A 15,279-nucleotide genomic window follows, 5' to 3' on the forward strand; every position below is an offset into this window, starting at 1 on the left:
ATGGCAGCAGGTAAGGAAATTCGCGGCAAGATCAAATCGGTGGAAAACACCAAGAAGATCACCAAAGCCATGGAAATGGTGGCCGCATCCAAGATGCGCAAGGCGCAGGAACGGATGCTGGCTGCACGCCCGTACAGCGAAAAGATCCGCAACATTGCAGTCCATCTTGGCCAAGCCAACCCCGAGTACGTGCACCCGTTCATGCAAGTGAACGGTGATGCCAAGACTGCCGGCGTCATCGTTGTGACGACGGACAAGGGGTTGTGCGGCGGCATGAACACCAACGTGTTGCGTGCTGTCACGGCCAAGCTGCGGGAGCTGCAGGATCAAGGCGTGTCGGCAGAAGCGGTGGCCATTGGCAACAAGGGTCTGGGCTTTCTGAACCGTGTCGGCGCCAAGGTGGTTTCGCACGCGACGGGTCTGGGCGATACGCCCCATCTGGAAAAGCTGATCGGCCCTGTGAAGGTGCTGCTCGATGCGTACGCAGCGGGCAAGCTGAGCGCGGTGTACCTGAGCTACACCAAGTTCATCAACACCATGAAGCAGGAATCGGTGGTGGAGCAGTTGCTGCCCCTGTCGTCCGAGAGCATGCAGGCCGAGAAGACGTCTGGCCATAGCTGGGACTACATCTACGAACCCGATGCGCAGTCCGTGATCGACGAGCTGCTCGTGCGTTACGCAGAGTCCCTGGTCTACCAAGCGGTTGCAGAAAACATGGCGTCCGAGCAATCGGCGCGCATGGTGGCCATGAAGGCCGCGACCGACAACGCCGGCAACGTCATCAGCGAGTTGAAGCTCGTCTACAACAAGACGCGTCAGGCAGCCATCACGACCGAACTGTCGGAAATCGTGGCTGGCGCCGCTGCGGTGTAAACGGCTTTAACAGACAAACTAATTGGAGCAAAAAATGGCTCAAGTGCAAGGCAAGATTGTTCAATGTATTGGCGCTGTGGTGGACGTCGAGTTCCCCCGCAACGCAATGCCCAAGGTGTTCGATGCCCTGAAGCTCGACGGCTCGGCCCTGACGCTGGAAGTGCAGCAACTGCTGGGTGACGGCGTTGTGCGTACCATCGCCCTGGGCTCGTCCGACGGTCTGCGTCGTGGCCTGATGGTGTCCAACACCGGCAACCCCATCACCGTGCCCGTGGGCAAGGCGACGCTGGGTCGCATCATGGACGTGCTGGGCAACCCCATCGACGAACGCGGTCCCGTGGATCAGGCCCTGACGGCCCCCATCCACCGCAAGGCACCGGCTTATGACGAGCTGTCGCCTTCGCAGGAACTGCTGGAAACCGGCATCAAGGTGATCGACCTGATCTCTCCCTTCGCCAAGGGCGGCAAGGTGGGTCTGTTCGGTGGCGCCGGCGTGGGCAAGACCGTGAACATGATGGAACTCATCAACAACATCGCCAAGGGCCACGGTGGTCTGTCGGTGTTTGCCGGTGTGGGTGAACGTACCCGTGAAGGCAATGACTTCTATCACGAAATGTCGGACGCCGGCGTGGTCAACCAGGAGTCGCTGAACGACTCCAAGGTCGCCATGGTCTACGGCCAGATGAACGAACCCCCGGGCAACCGTCTGCGCGTGGCGCTGACCGGCCTGACCATGGCCGAAGCCTTCCGTGACGAAGGCAAGGACGTGCTGTTCTTCGTGGACAACATCTACCGCTACACGCTGGCCGGTACCGAAGTGTCCGCTCTGCTGGGCCGCATGCCTTCCGCCGTGGGCTACCAGCCCACGCTGGCCGAGGAAATGGGCCGCCTGCAAGAGCGCATCACCTCGACCAAGGTCGGTTCGATCACTTCCATCCAGGCCGTTTACGTGCCTGCCGATGACTTGACCGACCCCTCGCCTGCCACGACGTTCGCCCACTTGGACTCCACCGTGGTGCTGTCGCGTGACATCGCTTCGCTGGGCATCTACCCCGCTGTCGACCCGCTGGACTCCACCAGCCGCCAGCTGGACCCCCAGGTCGTGGGTGAAGAGCACTACAAGGTGGCCCGCGAAGTGCAGGGCACGCTGCAGCGCTACAAGGAACTGCGCGACATCATCGCCATTCTGGGCATGGACGAGCTGGCTCCCGAAGACAAGCTGACCGTGGCCCGCGCCCGCAAGATCCAGCGTTTCCTGTCGCAGCCTTTCCACGTGGCCGAAGTGTTCACTGGCGCTCCCGGCAAGTACGTGTCGCTGGCTGAAACCATCCGTGGTTTCAAGATGATCTGCGCCGGCGAGTGCGATCACCTGCCCGAGCAGGCCTTCTACATGGTTGGCACCATCGACGAAGCCTTCGAGAAGGCCAAGAAGCTGGCGGCTTGAGCCTGCGGCACCCCCTGAGCGACTGCGTCGCTTCCCCCTCTCTACCCGCTTTGCGGGGGAGGGGGACGACACCCTCGCCGAGGGGCGGCCCTTGCTCGGTGTCCCCGATCTGGGCCCTGCCGGTTCCAAGTTCCAGTCCTACCTTTTCTGAGGAGCAAAGATGAACACCATCCACGTTGATGTGGTCAGTGCCGAAGAGTCCATCTTCTCCGGTGAAGCGCGCTTTGTCGCCCTGCCCGGTGAATCCGGCGAACTGGGCATTTTTCCCCGCCACACTCCGCTGATCACGCGCATCAAGCCCGGCTCGGTGCGTATCGAGATGGCTGACGGCAGCGAAGAGTTCGTCTTCGTGGCCGGCGGCATCCTGGAAGTGCAGCCCAACTGCGTGACCGTGCTGTCCGACACCGCCATCCGCGGTGCCGACCTGGACGCCGAGAAGGCCGAGAAGGCCAAGCTCGAAGCCGAGGAAGCGCTGAAGAACGCTAAGAGCGAAGTCGATCTGGCGCGTGCCCAGTCCGAGCTGGCCGTCATGGCCGCCCAGATCGCGGCCCTGCGCAAGTTCCGCCAAAAGCGCTGAGCCCTCCCGGGACCAGCCGCAATAAAGCCGCCCTCGGGCGGCTTTTTTCATGGTGCGAAGGCGTCTCAGTCGCCGCAGCGGGCCTGGTAGACGTAGGTCACGGCGTTGTCCTTGGGGTCGACCGTGCGCGACTTGTGCGTCACGGCCTTGGCTGGCACGGGGCACAGCGCGCGGATCTGCTGCTCGCATCGCTTGGGGTCGTCCTCGCGCAGCTTGCAGCTGAGCACATAGTCGTACTCTTGCGAGTCATCGAGGACGGGGCTTGCGCAGGCGCTCAGGGCCAGCACGGCGGCCAGCAGGCCCAGGCGGGCCAGGGTGTTCTTCATGGTGTGGATGCTCCTTGATGAAATGGCGTGACGCTATCACAGCCTCCGTGCCCGCGATAGCTCGATGAAGGGGGGCGCTCGGCCTGAGGGCCGTTTTGCCTCAGTGCCGCTGTATCACGACGGTATCGGGAAGATTGTCGCCACCTTCGTGCATAGGCTGCAACGGGTCACGCGGGAAGTTGGTTTCCAGCAGCAGGCTCACGCGCTCCAGGGCTGCTGTCATGCCCATGGCATAGTGGCCGCCCTGGAAAGCGGCCTGCATGTCACTGATCAGCGTCTGCCACTGCTGCGCAGGCAGGGTGCGCGCCAGGGCGCGGTCGGCGACGATCTCGATGGCGTGGTCGGCCAGCAGCAGATAGATCAGGGCGCCGTTGTTGTGCTCGGTATCCCAGACGCGCAGCTTGCCGAACAGCGTGATGGCGCGCTCGCGCGGCGTGGCATCGCGCCAGATGTAGCTGGGCGGCAGGTCGGGCTCGACGCAGATACGGATCTGTCCTGTATGGCGCTGCTCGCTCATGGTGATCAGGCGCTCCAGCTCTGCCAGGGTCTCGGGTGGGAGCGCACGCCGCAGCTGCCCTTCGGCCCAATGGTGGCGCAGCAGCCGGACCAGACGCTGAACAAAGCCTGTGATTGCAGCCGCCATCTCACCAACTCCCCGAGGCGCCGCCGCCCCCAAAACTGCCGCCTCCCCCGGAGCTGAAGCCTCCGCCGCCACTGCTTCGTCCGCCGCCTCCGCCAAAACCACCGCCGTAGCCACCCCCTCCGCCCCATCCACCGCCACCCCTGCCGGAGCGGCCGCTGCCCAGCAAGGTGAACAGCAGAGCGATGATGCCCGCTCCGCCTGCCACCAGCAGACTGGCGGTCACCACATAGGCGGCAATGCCGGCGCCTGTGCCTGCCAGCACCGAGGCCAGGGGCCGGCCCAGCATCGAGCGCAGGATGGGGCCCGCGATGACTACACCGAAAAAGAAGAACAGCATCAGGTCTTCAATGTCGAAGCCACGGTCCGGGCTTTTGGAGGAAGGGGCATTGGGGGAGGGGGCCGGCAGCTGCTCGCCCGCAATGCGTGCCGCCACCTGGTCCAGCGCAGCGGCAATGCCGCCTGCATAGTCGCCCTGGCGAAAGCGCGGGGTCATCTGCTGGTCGATGATGCGAGCGGCAGCCAGGTCGGGGATGGCGCCTTCCAGCGCGCGGGCCACTTCCAGCCGCATGCGCCTGTCGTTCTTGGCAATCACCATCAACAGCCCGTCGCCCACGTCGCGGCGGCCTATCTTCCAGTCGCTGGCCACGCGCCAGGCATAGGCGGCGATGTCCTCGGGCGCCGTGGTGGCCACCATCAGCACAACGACCTGCGAGCCCGACTTCTGTTCAATGCTGCGCAGCCTGTCTTCAATGGCCCGTGCCTCGTCGGGCGACAGCGTGCCCGTCTGGTCGATGAGCCGGGCCGTCAGCGGGGGGACGGGTTGCGGAGCCTGCGCCAGCGCGCTTCCTGGCAGCAACAACGCTGCCAGGAGCAGGGCGCAAAGCATGCGCCAGAGCGGCGCCAGGGATGTGGTCACGGTTTACTTGTTGCCGAAGTCCACCGTGGGCGGGCGAGAGATTTCGGCCTCGTTCTGCACGCTGAAGGTGGGCTTGGGCTCATAGCTGAAGACCTTGGCCGTCAGATTGGTCGGAAAGCTGCGCGCCAGCACGTTGTAGGACTGCACGGCCTGGATGTACTGGTTGCGCGCCACGGTGATGCGGTTCTCCGTGCCCTCCAGCGTGACGCGCAGGTCACGGAAGCCCTGATTGGCCTGCAACTGGGGGTAGCGCTCGGCCACCACCATCAGCCGGGACAGCGCACTGGACAGCTCACCCTGCGCCTGCTGGAACTTGTTGAAAGCCTCGGGGTTGTTGACCAGCTCGGGCGTGGCCTGGATGGAGGTGGCCTTGGCGCGTGCCTCCACCACCTTGGTCAGGGTCTCCTGCTCGAAATTGGCCTCGCCCTTGACCGAGGCCACGATGTTGGGCACCAGGTCGGCACGGCGCTGGTACTGGTTGAGCACCTCGCTCCAGGCCGACTTGGTCTGTTCGTCAAGGCGCTGGAAATCGTTGTAGCCGCAGCCGGTCAGTACCAGAACGGTGGCAAGTGTGGCGATTAGACGTTTCATGAGATGACAACCTGAAAGCGACAATGGAAGACAGTATCGTGCACGATGCTGCGCATCGCTGGCGATTGTGCTGCGCACCCGGCCCGCTGCCCTGTAGGGCAAAGGCCATTCGCAGCGACTGGGACAAGGACTGCAAACGGGCTCTATGCATCAATTCAACGCGGCGCGCTGGCTGCCCGGTGGCCACGCACAGACCATCTGGCCGGCGCTGTTCGCGCACCGTCGGCCGGCCGGCCATGCGGCACCCCGGTGGCGGTGGGAGCGCTGGGATACCCCGGATGGCGACTTCATCGATGTCGCCTTCGGCAGTGCTCCCACCCTGCCTGCCGATGCGCCATGGCTGGTGCTTTTCCATGGCCTTGAAGGCTCGGCGAACAGCCACTATGCCCAGGCCATGGCCTGTGTGGCCGAACAGCGTGGCTGGCACATGGCCGTGCCGCACTTTCGCGGCTGCAGCGGCGAGGTCAACCGGGCGCCGCGCGCCTATCACTCGGGCGATGTGCAGGAGGTGGACTGGATACTGCGCCGCCTGCGCGAGCGGTCTTCTCGCCCGCTGCATGCGGTCGGTGTCTCCCTGGGCGGCAATGCGCTGGCACGCTGGGCGGGCGTGCAGGCGGACAAGGCTGCCGAGGTGGTGCAGGCCCTGGCGGCGGTGAGTGCGCCGCTGGACCTGGCCGCCGGGGGAACGGCGCTGGGGAAAGGGCTGAACCGCTGGATCTACACGCGCATGTTCCTGCGCACCCTGGTGCCCAAGGCGCTGCTCAAGTGGGCGCAGTTTCCCGGTCTCTTCGATCGTGATGCCGTGCTGCGTGCACGTGATCTGAGAGAGTTTGACGATGCGTTCACGGCGCCGGTCCACGGCTTTCGTGATGCGCAGGACTATTGGCATCGGGCGGCGGCCAAACCGCTGCTGGGCAGCATTGCCGTGCCTGCACTGCTGCTCAATGCGCTGGACGATCCCTTTGTCCCTTCGTACAGCCTGCCGGCGCCAGGCGAAGTCGGCCCGCGGGTTACGCTGTGGCATCCGCCGCACGGCGGTCATGTGGGTTTTGCACAGGGGCGTTGGCCGGGACATGTACTGGCCATGCCGCAGGCCGTCACGCAGTGGCTGGCGCACAGCGAAAAAGGATGAATGCAATGGACGATATCGTGAAGCAGGCCATGGCCAAATGGCCCCATGTGCCTGCCTGCAGCGGCTGGCTGGGGCTGGACGAGCGCGGGCGCTGGTATCTGCGCGATGAACAGGCCCAGGCCAGCGGCGCTTTCGACAGCGCAATCCCGGGAGCCAAGGGCGCGGAGGTGCGCAACGAAAAGCTGGCGGACTTCATCGCCCGCAACTACCTGGCCGAGCCCGATGGTCGATGGTTCTTCCAGAACGGTCCCCAGCGCGTGTATGTGGAGCTGGAGAATGCTCCCTGGATATGGCGGTTGCGCTGGGATGGCGAGGGCCTGCAGATGCACAGCCATACAGGAGCCGAACTGGATGCCGGGGCCATCACCGAAGCGCTGATGGACGAGACGGGGCGCCTGTACCTGGCGACGCCTTCCGGCCTGGGCCTGGTCCATACGCAGGACATGATCGATGCCGCGGCTGCGCTGGAGGCGGGCGCGTTGCCGGCCTGTGAAGAGGTGCGGGCCGAGGCGTTGCCGCAGCGCTACGGTTTCGTGCGCAGTCCTGCGCGGGCATGAAAAAACCGGCCGAAGCCGGTTGGTTCCAGAAGTCCCGCGTGTTGCTCAATTGGCGGGGGCTGCTGCGCCTTCTGCCGCGGCGCCTTCTGCGGCAGGGGCCTTGGGTTCTTCGAACTTGCCGCCCGCTGCGTTGGCCATGTAGACCACGCCGCGTGCAATTTCGGTGTCGTTGAAGTCGCCGCCACCCTGAGGGGCCATGGCGCCCTTGCCCTTGAGTGCCGAGTGCACCAGGCCTTCCAGTCCCTGTGCTAGGCGAGGGCCCCAGGCCGCAGCATCCTCGAACTTGGGTGCTCCTGCAGCGCCCGTGGCGTGGCAAGCGGCGCACTGGCCCTTGTAGACCTCTTCGCCCGCGCGCAGGGGGCGATTGGCATCACGGATCTCCACAAGGCCGATCTTCTGCAGGCGCTGAGCCTTGGCCATTTCGGTCTGGGAAGCGCCGGCACCGGACTTGTCGGCCGAACTCACGTACTGCACGAGGCCGATGATCACGAACACCGGAACCACGAACGAGAAAAACACCGCTATCAGCAGTTGCCTGGGATTCTTGATCGGGCCCGTATGGGCTTCTTCGGTGTGGGCTGCGCTCATGAAGTCCTCTTGTGTTGTGGGGGCGTGAGTCAACAACAAATTATATCGACGGCCCTCTTGCAGACACTGCGCGCAGACCCGGGTTGACCTGGGACGCACATATGCCATGAGATGGATCAAGCAATTGGCAAATGCTTGCCGCACTGAATGACAAAGAGGCGTTCACCTTGCGGTGAACGCCTCTTTGCGGTTGGCGCGGCAGATGCGGTTATTGCTGCGCGGGAGTTTGCGTGGTTGCAGCCGCTGTCGCCGTCCTGTCGGTCCAGCCGCCGCCCAGAGCCTTGTACAGCTCGATCTGATTGAGCAGTTGCGCCAGGCGCACGCTCACGGTGGATTGCTCCAGCGCGAACAGGGTGCGCTGTGCGTCCAGCAGGTCCAGGTAGCTGGCCACGCCGTTGCTGTAGCGCAGGTCGGACAGCTTCAGGCGTGCCTGCTCGGCTTCGAGCTGGGCGCGCTGGGCCATGATCTGGTCACGCAGCGTGCCTTGGCTGTCCAGTGCGTCGGAGACTTCGCGGAAGGCGCTCTGGATGGACTTCTCGTACTGCGCAATGGCCACTTCGCGATCGACCTTGGCCGCAGCCAGATTGGCCGAGTTGCGGCCCGCATCGAAGATGGGCAGCAGGGCCGAGGGTGCCAGGGTGAAACCCCAGCTGCCGCTCTTGAACAGGCCCGACAGCTCGTTGCTGGCCGTGCCGAACTGCCCGGTCAGCGTGATGCGCGGGAAGAAGGCCGCACGCGCCGCGCCGATGTTGGCATTGGCGCTGATCAGTTGCTGCTCGGCCTGGCGGATGTCGGGGCGCTGCGTGAGCAGGTCAGACGGCAGGCCGGCCGGCACGGCAGGCAGGTCGGCCGTGTCGCGCAGGCCCTGGCTGGAGCCCAGGCTGGCGACCACGTCCGCAGGCAGCGCCTGGCCCAGCAGCAGCACCAGGGCGTTCTCGTCCAGGGCACGCTGGCGCTGCTGCTGCGCCAGGGTGGCGCGCGCAGCTTCGGTCAGCGAGACGGCCTGGCGGTAGTCCAGCTCGGAGGCCACGCCCGTGTCGAAGCGCAGCTTGGTCAGCTTGATCGACTCTTCGCGGGTCTGCAGCGTGTCGCGCGAGATCTTCAGCAACTGCTCGTCGGCCAGCAGCGTGTACCAGCCGCTGGCCACGGCGGCCACCAGGCTGGTCTGCGCGGCGCGGCGCGCTTCCTCGGTGGCCAGGTACTGGGCCAGGGCCGCTTCCTTCAGGCTGCCGATGCGCCCGAAGAAGTCCAGCTCCCAGGAGGTCACGGCCAGGCCGACCTGGTAGCTGTTGACGTACTTGGTGCCGGAGCCCGTGGTATTCGGGGCGCGGCTGGCGTTGACGCCTGCACCGACCGTCGGGAACTGGTCGGCGCGCGTGATCCGGTACTGCGCCTGGGCGCGCTCGATATTGAGCGCGGCCACGCGCAGGTCGCGGTTGTTGTCCAGCGCGGTGCGCACCAGTTGCTGCAGGCGTGCGTCCTGGAAGAAATCCTGCCAGGGCAGCTGTGCGGCAGCCGTTCCGCCTTCTGCCGCAGCAGTGGCGTTCGCACGGGTGTATTGGGCCGCGACCGGAGCGGCAGGGCGCTCGTAGGTGGGGATGAGCGAGCATCCCGCCAGGAGCACGGCGGTGGCGATGGCCACCGGGGTACTGCGATTAATCATGGCTCAAGGCCTCCTTGCCGGCCGGTGTGGACGGCGGGTTGTGCGTTTTGATCTTGCCCTTGAACAGCTTGCGCACCACGACGAAGAAGGTGGGCACGAACAGCACGGCCAGCACGGTGCCGGTGATCATGCCGCCGAGCACGCCGGTGCCGATGGCACGCTGGCTGGCGGAGCTGGCGCCGGAGGCGATCACCAGAGGCACCACGCCCAGGCCGAAGGCCAGCGAGGTCATGATGATGGGCCGGAACCGCAGGTGCGCGGCTTCCAGCGCGGCCTCGATCAGGCCCTTGCCTTCGGCCTGCAGGTCCTTGGCGAACTCCACGATCAGGATGGCGTTCTTTGCCGACAGGCCGATCACCGTCACCAGTCCGATCTGGAAGTACACGTCGTTGGAATAGTTGCGCAGCAAGGTGGCAAGCACCACGCCCAGCAGACCCAGCGGCACGACCAGAATCACCGACAGCGGAATCGACCAGCTCTCGTACAGAGCGGCCAGGCACAGGAACACGGCCAGGATGGCGAAGGCGTACAGGAAGATGGCTTGCGAGCCCGCCAGCTTTTCCTCACGCGACTGGCCGGTCCACTCGAAGCCGAAGCCTTCGGGCAGCTTGGCAGCCAGCTTTTCCATCTCGTCCATGGCATCGCCCGAGCTGAAGCCCGGAGCAGCCGAGCCTTCGATGCGCACGGCCGGGTAGCCGTTGTAGCGCACCGTCTGCTGCGCGCCCTTGACCCACTTGGTGGTCGCGAACGTGGACAGCGGCACCGGATCGCCCTTGGCATTGCGCGCGTTCAGGCGCAGCAGATCGTCGGGCTGCATGCGGGCCGGAGCGTCGGCCTGCACGATCACGCGCTGCAGACGACCCTGGTTGGGGAAGTCATTGACGTAGGACGAGCCCAGTGCCGTGGACAGCGCCGCATTGATCGAGGTGAAGTCCACGCCCAGTGCGTTGGCCTTGTCGCGGTCGATCTCGATGCGCAGCTGCGGCGCGTCTTCCAGGCCGTCGGGACGCACGCCGGCCAGCACCTTGCTCTGCCCGGCCATGCCCAGCAGCATGTTGCGCGCATTGATCAGCGCATCGTGGCCGTGGCCGGCACGATCCTGCAGGCGGAACGAGAAGCCCACGGCATTGCCCAGTTCGGGAATGGGCGGCGGGTTCACGGCGAACACGAAGGCGTCGCGTATGCCCGCCGTCATGCCCATGATGCGGCCCGTCATGGCATCCACCGTGGAGTCCGCTCCCTTGCGTTCGGACCAGTCCTTGAGCGGCACGAAGGCGAGTGCGGCGTTCTGGCCCTGGCCGGAGAAGCTGAAGCCCAGCACGCTGACCATGTTGGCCACTTCGGGCTGCGGCAGCACGGCCTCCTCGACCTGCTTCATGACTTCCAGCGTGCGCTCCTTGGCGGCGCCAGGAGGCAGTTGCACGTTGACGATGAAGTAGCCCTGGTCCTCGGTCGGCAGGAACGAGGTCGGCAGGCCACGGAACACCACCACGGCACCGGCGATCACGGCCAGGTACACGCCGATCATCAGCACCGAGCGCTTGAGCAGGCGGGCCACCCAGCCTTCATAGGACTTGGCCGAGCGTGCGAACGTGCGGTTGAACCAGCCGAAGAAGCCTTTCTTCTCGTGGTTGTGGCCGGCCTCCACGGGCTTGAGCAGCGTTGCGCACAGAGCCGGTGTCAGCGTCAGCGCCATGAAGGCCGAGAAGCTGATGGAGGCGACCATCACGATGGAGAACTGCCGGTAGATATTGCCGGTGGACCCCGCGAAGAAAGCCAGCGGTATGAACACCGCGATCAGCACCAGCGTAATGCCCACGATGGCGCCCGAGATCTGGCCCATGGCCTTGATCGCGGCCTCGCGCGGCGGCAGGCCTTCCTCGCTCATGATGCGCTCGACGTTCTCCACCACCACGATGGCGTCGTCCACCACGATGCCGATGACCAGCACCATGCCGAACATGGCCAGCACGTTGATCGAGAAGCCCACGGCCTGCATGACCGCGAAGGTGCCCAGCAGTGCAATGGGCACCACGATGGTCGGGATCAGCGTGTAGCGCCAGTTCTGCAGGAACAGGTACATCACCAGGAACACCAGCACGATGGCTTCCAGCAGCGTGTGGGCCACCTTCTCGATGGAGATGCTCACGAATTTGGAGCTGTCGTAGGGAATGGAGTAATTCACGCCCTTGGGGAAGAACTTCTTCAGTTCCTCCATGCGTGCATGCACGGCCTTGGCCGTGGCCAGCGCATTGCCGCTGGGCGTCAGCTGCACGCCGATACCCACGGCATCCTTGCCGTTCAGGCGGGCGGAGGTCGCGTAGGCCTGGCCGCCGATCTCGATGGTGGCCACGTCCTTGAGTCGCACGGTGGAGCCATCGGCATTGGCGCGCAGCACGATGTTCTCGAACTGGCTGATCGAAGACAGCTGGCCCATCACCGTCACCGTGGCGGCGATCTTCTGGCCCGTGATGTTGGGCAGGTCGCCGATGGCGCCGCTGGCCACCTGGGCGTTCTGGCTGCGGATGGCGGCTGTCACGTCCTCGGCCGAGAGCTTGTAGCCCTGCAGCTTGGCGGGATCGAACCAGATGCGCATCGCCTTTTCCGTGCCGAACAGCTGTGCCTGGCCCACGCCTGCCACACGCTGGATTTCGGGAACGATGTTGCGCGAGGCATAGTCGCCCAGGGCCACCGTGTCATAGGCCTTGGCGTCCTCGGACGACAGCATGATGAACAGCAGGAAGTTGGACGACGCCTTGTCCACGCGAACGCCCTGCTGCGTCACCGACGCAGGCAGGCGCGGCGTGGCGCGCGAGAGGCGGTTTTGCACGTCCACCTGCGCCAGGTCCACGTTGGTGCCGGCCTCGAAGCTGATGGTGATGCTGCCCGTGCCGTCGGCCTGGGCCACAGACTCCATGTAGACCAGGCCGGGCGAGCCGTTCATCTCGCGCTCGATCACGGACAGCACGCTGTCTTCGAGCACCTTCGCGGACGCGCCTGGATAGGCCGTGTTGATGACGATGGCCGGAGGGGCCACCTTGGGGTATTGAGCGATCGGGAGCTTGGTCAGCGCGATACCACCGAGGACGATGATGAACAGCGCGACGACCCATGCAAAGATCGGTCTGTCGATAAAGAACTTGGCCATTGCTGAGCCCCTTGATTACTTCTTGTCTGCCTGGTCCGCAGGCTTGGCATCGGCTGCGGCTTGCGGGGCTGGCGCTGCCGTGCCGGCCGGCTTCTGGGCGCCTGCGGCCTCGGGCTGCCACGGTACGGGCTTGACCGGCGTGCCGGGTGGCAGCATCTGCAGCTTCTGGAAGCCGTCGACCATCACCTTCTCGCCCGCCTGCAGGCCTTCGCTGACCAGCCATTGGTTGTTCTGGGCCGTGGTCACCTTCACTTGGCGCTTGGTGATCTTGCCGTCGTCGCTGACCACGCTCACGGTGTCGCCGGTCTCGGTGCGCGTCACCGCCTGCTGGGGCACGGCAATGGCGTTGGACGCCTGGGCCTGCTCCATGCGCACGCGCACATACATGCCGGGCAGCAGCAATCCCTTGGGATTGGGCACCTCGGCACGCAGCGTGACCTGGCCGGTGGAGCTGTCCACGGTCAGGTCGGTGAACAGCAGCTTGCCCTTGAGTTCGTAGGCCGTGCCATCGTCCAGGCGCACCTCGACGCTGGCGGCTTCGGCGCCATCGGCCTTCTTGAGCTTGCCCTGCTCCATCGCGCGGCGCAGCCGGAAGGCTTCGCTGGACGACTGGGTGAAATTCACATAGACCGGATTGATCTGCTGGACCACGGCCAGCGGGGTCGCCTCGCCCTGGCCGACCAGCGCGCCTTCGGTCACCAGAGACTGGCCGATGCGGCCAGAAATGGGGGCGGTGACGCTGGTATAGCCAAGATTGATCTCGGCGGTCCGCACGGAGGCCTTGCCGGCCGCGACGTCAGCCTGGGCTTGCTTGTAGGCAGCCTCTGCATTGACGAAGTCCTGCTTGCTGATCGCGTTGGCGGCAACCAGCGGGCGGTAGCGTTCCAGTTGCGCCAGTGCCTGGGCCTGGTTGGCCTCGGCACGGGCCTGCGTGGCCTTGGCACTTTGCAGCGTCGCCTGGTAGGGCGCCGGATCGATGCGGTACAGCACCTGGCCGGCCTTCACGTCGCTGCCTTCCTTGAACAGGCGCTCCTGCACGATGCCGGCGCTGCGGGCCCGGATCTGGGCCACGCGGCGCGCGTCCACGCGGCCGGGCAACTCGGTCACAAGTCCCACATCGGCGGGGGTGGCCACCACCACACCTACAGGGACGGCGGGCATCTGCTGCTGTGCGGCAGCTTGTTCTTCGGGCTTTTTCCCGCAGGCGGCCATGGCCATTGCGGCGGTGACGGCCAGGGCCACGGTGGTGAGGCGCAGACTGTTGTAAGGGGACGGAGCGGCTGACACATTGCTGCGTGTGCTGGGCATGATGGGTCCTTGTGCTGAATCAAATAACGATGTTGACGTTCCGGTCAGCGCTATCCGGAACGCCCGTGTCCACGGGCAAGTCGCGGATTATACATACATACATGAATGTATAATGACCGCAGTTGCTGCAAGGCGGCGCGAAGCATGGCGTAGCGTGGCATGGCCGGGCTCAACGATGGAAGGAAATACATCTTGGCACGACGAACGAAAGAAGATGCGTTTGCAACGCGCAACAGTCTGCTGGACGCTGCGGAGCAAGTGTTCTACGAGCAGGGTGTCGCCCGGGCCTCGCTCAACGAGATTGCCCAGCGAGCCGGCGCCACGCGCGGTGCGGTCTACTGGCATTTCAAGGACAAGCTGGATCTCTTCTATGCCATGCTGGATCGCGTCACGCTCCCGCTGGAGCAGGCCGCTCAGGGCGACTGCGAAGATGACTCCGAATGCGATGCGCTGGAATATGTGCGGCGCCTGATGGCGGTGGTCTTCGGGCGCATTGCGGATGACGACAGCACGCGGCGCGTCTTCGAGATCCTGTTGCTCAAGGTGGAGTACGTGGGCGAACTCATGCCGGTGCAGGAGCGCAATCGTGCGGCACTGGACTCCTTTTCGTCCCGGCTGGAGTTGGCGCTGTGTGCCGCCGCCGAAAGCCATGCAGTCACCATGCCCATGTCGGCGCACCAGGCATCGATCGCACTGTGCGCCATGTTTGACGGGCTGCTGCAGAGCTGGCTGCTGGGGCGGGCTTTCGATCTCAAGCAAGTGGGTGCCCAGGCGGTGGATGTCTGCCTGCGCGGGCTGGGCTTCACGGTTTCGGAGGCTCCTGCCCAATGAGCGGGCGGGGCCGCGGGGCTTGTACGCGGTAGTGCAAAGTCATGCGACAATCATCGGCTTGTGCAGGGCAGCGATGCCTTGAGCGGCTGTAGCTCAGTGGATAGAGTATTGGCCTCCGAAGCCAAGGGTCGTGGGTTCGATCCCCGCCAGCCGCGCCACATTTTTCTTGGATCGCCTCGGTGGCCTGAGAAAAAAATGCACTGAATTTTTTCAGACGAAAAAAACGGTGCTAGAATTCAAATCTCTTCGGAGGGGTGCCCGAGTGGCTAAAGGGGGCAGACTGTAAATCTGTTGGCTTACGCCTACACTGGTTCGAATCCAGTCCCCTCCACCAGTAATGGTGAAGAAGAGAAGTCATCTGAAAAGGTGGCAGCGTGCAGTCAATCTGTGCGGGAGTAGTTCAATGGTAGAACCCTAGCCTTCCAAGCTAATGACGCGGGTTCGATTCCCGTCTCCCGCTCCAGTTTGCAAGCAAAGTTTTTTGAGGTTGCTTCGGCGGCTTCAAGGCCCATGTGGCTCAGTGGTAGAGCACTCCCTTGGTAAGGGAGAGGTCGGCAGTTCGATCCTGCCCATGGGCACCATTCTCTCTGGTGCGCTCGCTAGATGGGGTTGCGCCAAATCCTGTTGTAGTGATTTAGATTTTTTTCGGAGTCGGAAAAATGGCTAAAGAAAAATTCGAGCG

At 64.6% G+C, this 15,279-nt stretch carries 13 protein-coding genes, 4 tRNA genes and 1 pseudogene; 10 read left to right on the plus strand and 8 right to left on the minus strand.

What is annotated here, in order from left to right; genetic code table 11:
• The 3 genes from atpG (at position 1) to ACF8NF_RS22415 (ending at position 2,894) form a co-directional block, all read left to right on the plus strand.
• A complete protein-coding gene (gene atpG / locus ACF8NF_RS22405) occupies positions 1-873 on the plus strand; it encodes a F0F1 ATP synthase subunit gamma (protein ID WP_012202356.1) in 873 nt (290 codons plus the stop codon).
• Between the two features lie 34 nt (positions 874-907).
• Positions 908-2,317, plus strand: coding sequence for a F0F1 ATP synthase subunit beta (gene atpD / locus ACF8NF_RS22410; protein WP_012202357.1), 1,410 nt, complete (start codon positions 908-910; stop codon positions 2,315-2,317).
• A gap of 160 nt (positions 2,318-2,477) precedes the next feature.
• Positions 2,478-2,894 (plus strand): F0F1 ATP synthase subunit epsilon, encoded by a 417-nt coding sequence (locus tag ACF8NF_RS22415; RefSeq protein WP_012202358.1) that lies wholly within the window; start codon positions 2,478-2,480, stop codon positions 2,892-2,894.
• A 65-nt stretch (positions 2,895-2,959) separates the two neighbouring features.
• Here the strand turns inward: ACF8NF_RS22415 and ACF8NF_RS22420 are convergent, their stop codons facing one another.
• The 4 genes from ACF8NF_RS22420 to ACF8NF_RS22435 all read right to left on the minus strand — a co-directional run bounded on the left by ACF8NF_RS22420 (position 2,960) and on the right by ACF8NF_RS22435 (position 5,370).
• Entirely contained in the window at positions 2,960-3,220 is a 261-nt protein-coding gene (locus ACF8NF_RS22420) for a hypothetical protein (RefSeq protein ID WP_016448494.1), read from the minus strand.
• Positions 3,221-3,320: 100 nt separating this feature from the next.
• Positions 3,321-3,863: a TPM domain-containing protein gene (locus ACF8NF_RS22425; protein WP_392451298.1), complete on the minus strand. Its 543-nt coding sequence runs from the start codon at positions 3,861-3,863 to the stop codon at positions 3,321-3,323.
• A gap of 1 nt (position 3,864) precedes the next feature.
• The gene (locus ACF8NF_RS22430) at positions 3,865-4,749 is read right to left on the minus strand and encodes a TPM domain-containing protein (RefSeq protein ID WP_392451299.1); all 885 of its coding nucleotides are present in this window, start codon (positions 4,747-4,749) and stop codon (positions 3,865-3,867) included.
• 33 nt (positions 4,750-4,782) lie between these two features.
• Positions 4,783-5,370 carry a LemA family protein gene (locus ACF8NF_RS22435; RefSeq protein ID WP_016448491.1) on the minus strand — a complete coding sequence of 196 codons (588 nt, stop codon included), beginning with the start codon at positions 5,368-5,370 and terminating at the stop codon, positions 4,783-4,785.
• Between the two features lie 145 nt (positions 5,371-5,515).
• Here ACF8NF_RS22435 and ACF8NF_RS22440 point away from each other — a divergent pair, with 145 nt between their 5' ends.
• Both ACF8NF_RS22440 and ACF8NF_RS22445 read left to right on the plus strand, forming a co-directional pair.
• On the plus strand, positions 5,516-6,502 hold the full coding sequence (locus ACF8NF_RS22440) for a YheT family hydrolase (protein ID WP_046987758.1): 987 nt from the start codon (positions 5,516-5,518) through the stop codon (positions 6,500-6,502).
• 5 nt (positions 6,503-6,507) lie between these two features.
• Positions 6,508-7,059 (plus strand): DUF2946 family protein, encoded by a 552-nt coding sequence (locus tag ACF8NF_RS22445; RefSeq protein WP_016453557.1) that lies wholly within the window; start codon positions 6,508-6,510, stop codon positions 7,057-7,059.
• A 57-nt stretch (positions 7,060-7,116) separates the two neighbouring features.
• Here ACF8NF_RS22445 and ACF8NF_RS22450 read toward each other — a convergent pair.
• From ACF8NF_RS22450 to ACF8NF_RS22465, 4 genes and pseudogenes are all read right to left on the minus strand, one after another.
• Positions 7,117-7,647, minus strand: a pseudogene (locus ACF8NF_RS22450) (c-type cytochrome); the annotation flags it as partial.
• A 208-nt stretch (positions 7,648-7,855) separates the two neighbouring features.
• A complete protein-coding gene (locus tag ACF8NF_RS22455) occupies positions 7,856-9,310 on the minus strand; it encodes an efflux transporter outer membrane subunit (protein ID WP_046987756.1) in 1,455 nt (484 codons plus the stop codon).
• Positions 9,303-12,458 (minus strand): efflux RND transporter permease subunit, encoded by a 3,156-nt coding sequence (locus ACF8NF_RS22460; RefSeq protein WP_016448486.1) that lies wholly within the window; start codon positions 12,456-12,458, stop codon positions 9,303-9,305. The genes ACF8NF_RS22455 and ACF8NF_RS22460 overlap by 8 nt, the downstream gene beginning before the upstream one ends.
• Before the next feature lie 15 nt (positions 12,459-12,473).
• Positions 12,474-13,766, minus strand: a complete 1,293-nt coding sequence (locus tag ACF8NF_RS22465; RefSeq protein WP_016448485.1) for an efflux RND transporter periplasmic adaptor subunit — start codon at positions 13,764-13,766, stop codon at positions 12,474-12,476.
• Between the two features lie 192 nt (positions 13,767-13,958).
• Between ACF8NF_RS22465 and ACF8NF_RS22470 the strand changes: the two genes are divergently transcribed.
• The 5 genes from ACF8NF_RS22470 (at position 13,959) to ACF8NF_RS22490 (ending at position 15,178) form a co-directional block, all read left to right on the plus strand.
• Positions 13,959-14,597 carry a TetR family transcriptional regulator gene (locus ACF8NF_RS22470; protein WP_026061988.1) on the plus strand — a complete coding sequence of 213 codons (639 nt, stop codon included), beginning with the start codon at positions 13,959-13,961 and terminating at the stop codon, positions 14,595-14,597.
• An 82-nt stretch (positions 14,598-14,679) separates the two neighbouring features.
• A tRNA-Arg gene (locus tag ACF8NF_RS22475) sits at positions 14,680-14,755 on the plus strand.
• A 90-nt stretch (positions 14,756-14,845) separates the two neighbouring features.
• Positions 14,846-14,931 (plus strand) — tRNA-Tyr (locus ACF8NF_RS22480).
• Positions 14,932-14,986: 55 nt separating this feature from the next.
• Positions 14,987-15,060: transfer RNA gene (locus ACF8NF_RS22485), tRNA-Gly, on the plus strand.
• A 43-nt stretch (positions 15,061-15,103) separates the two neighbouring features.
• Positions 15,104-15,178, plus strand: a tRNA-Thr gene (locus tag ACF8NF_RS22490).
• Positions 15,179-15,279 lie beyond the last annotated feature (101 nt).

The organism is Delftia sp. WSY_22 (assembly GCF_043104185.1).
Taxonomy (GTDB): Bacteria; Pseudomonadota; Gammaproteobacteria; order Burkholderiales; family Burkholderiaceae_C; genus Comamonas; species Comamonas tsuruhatensis.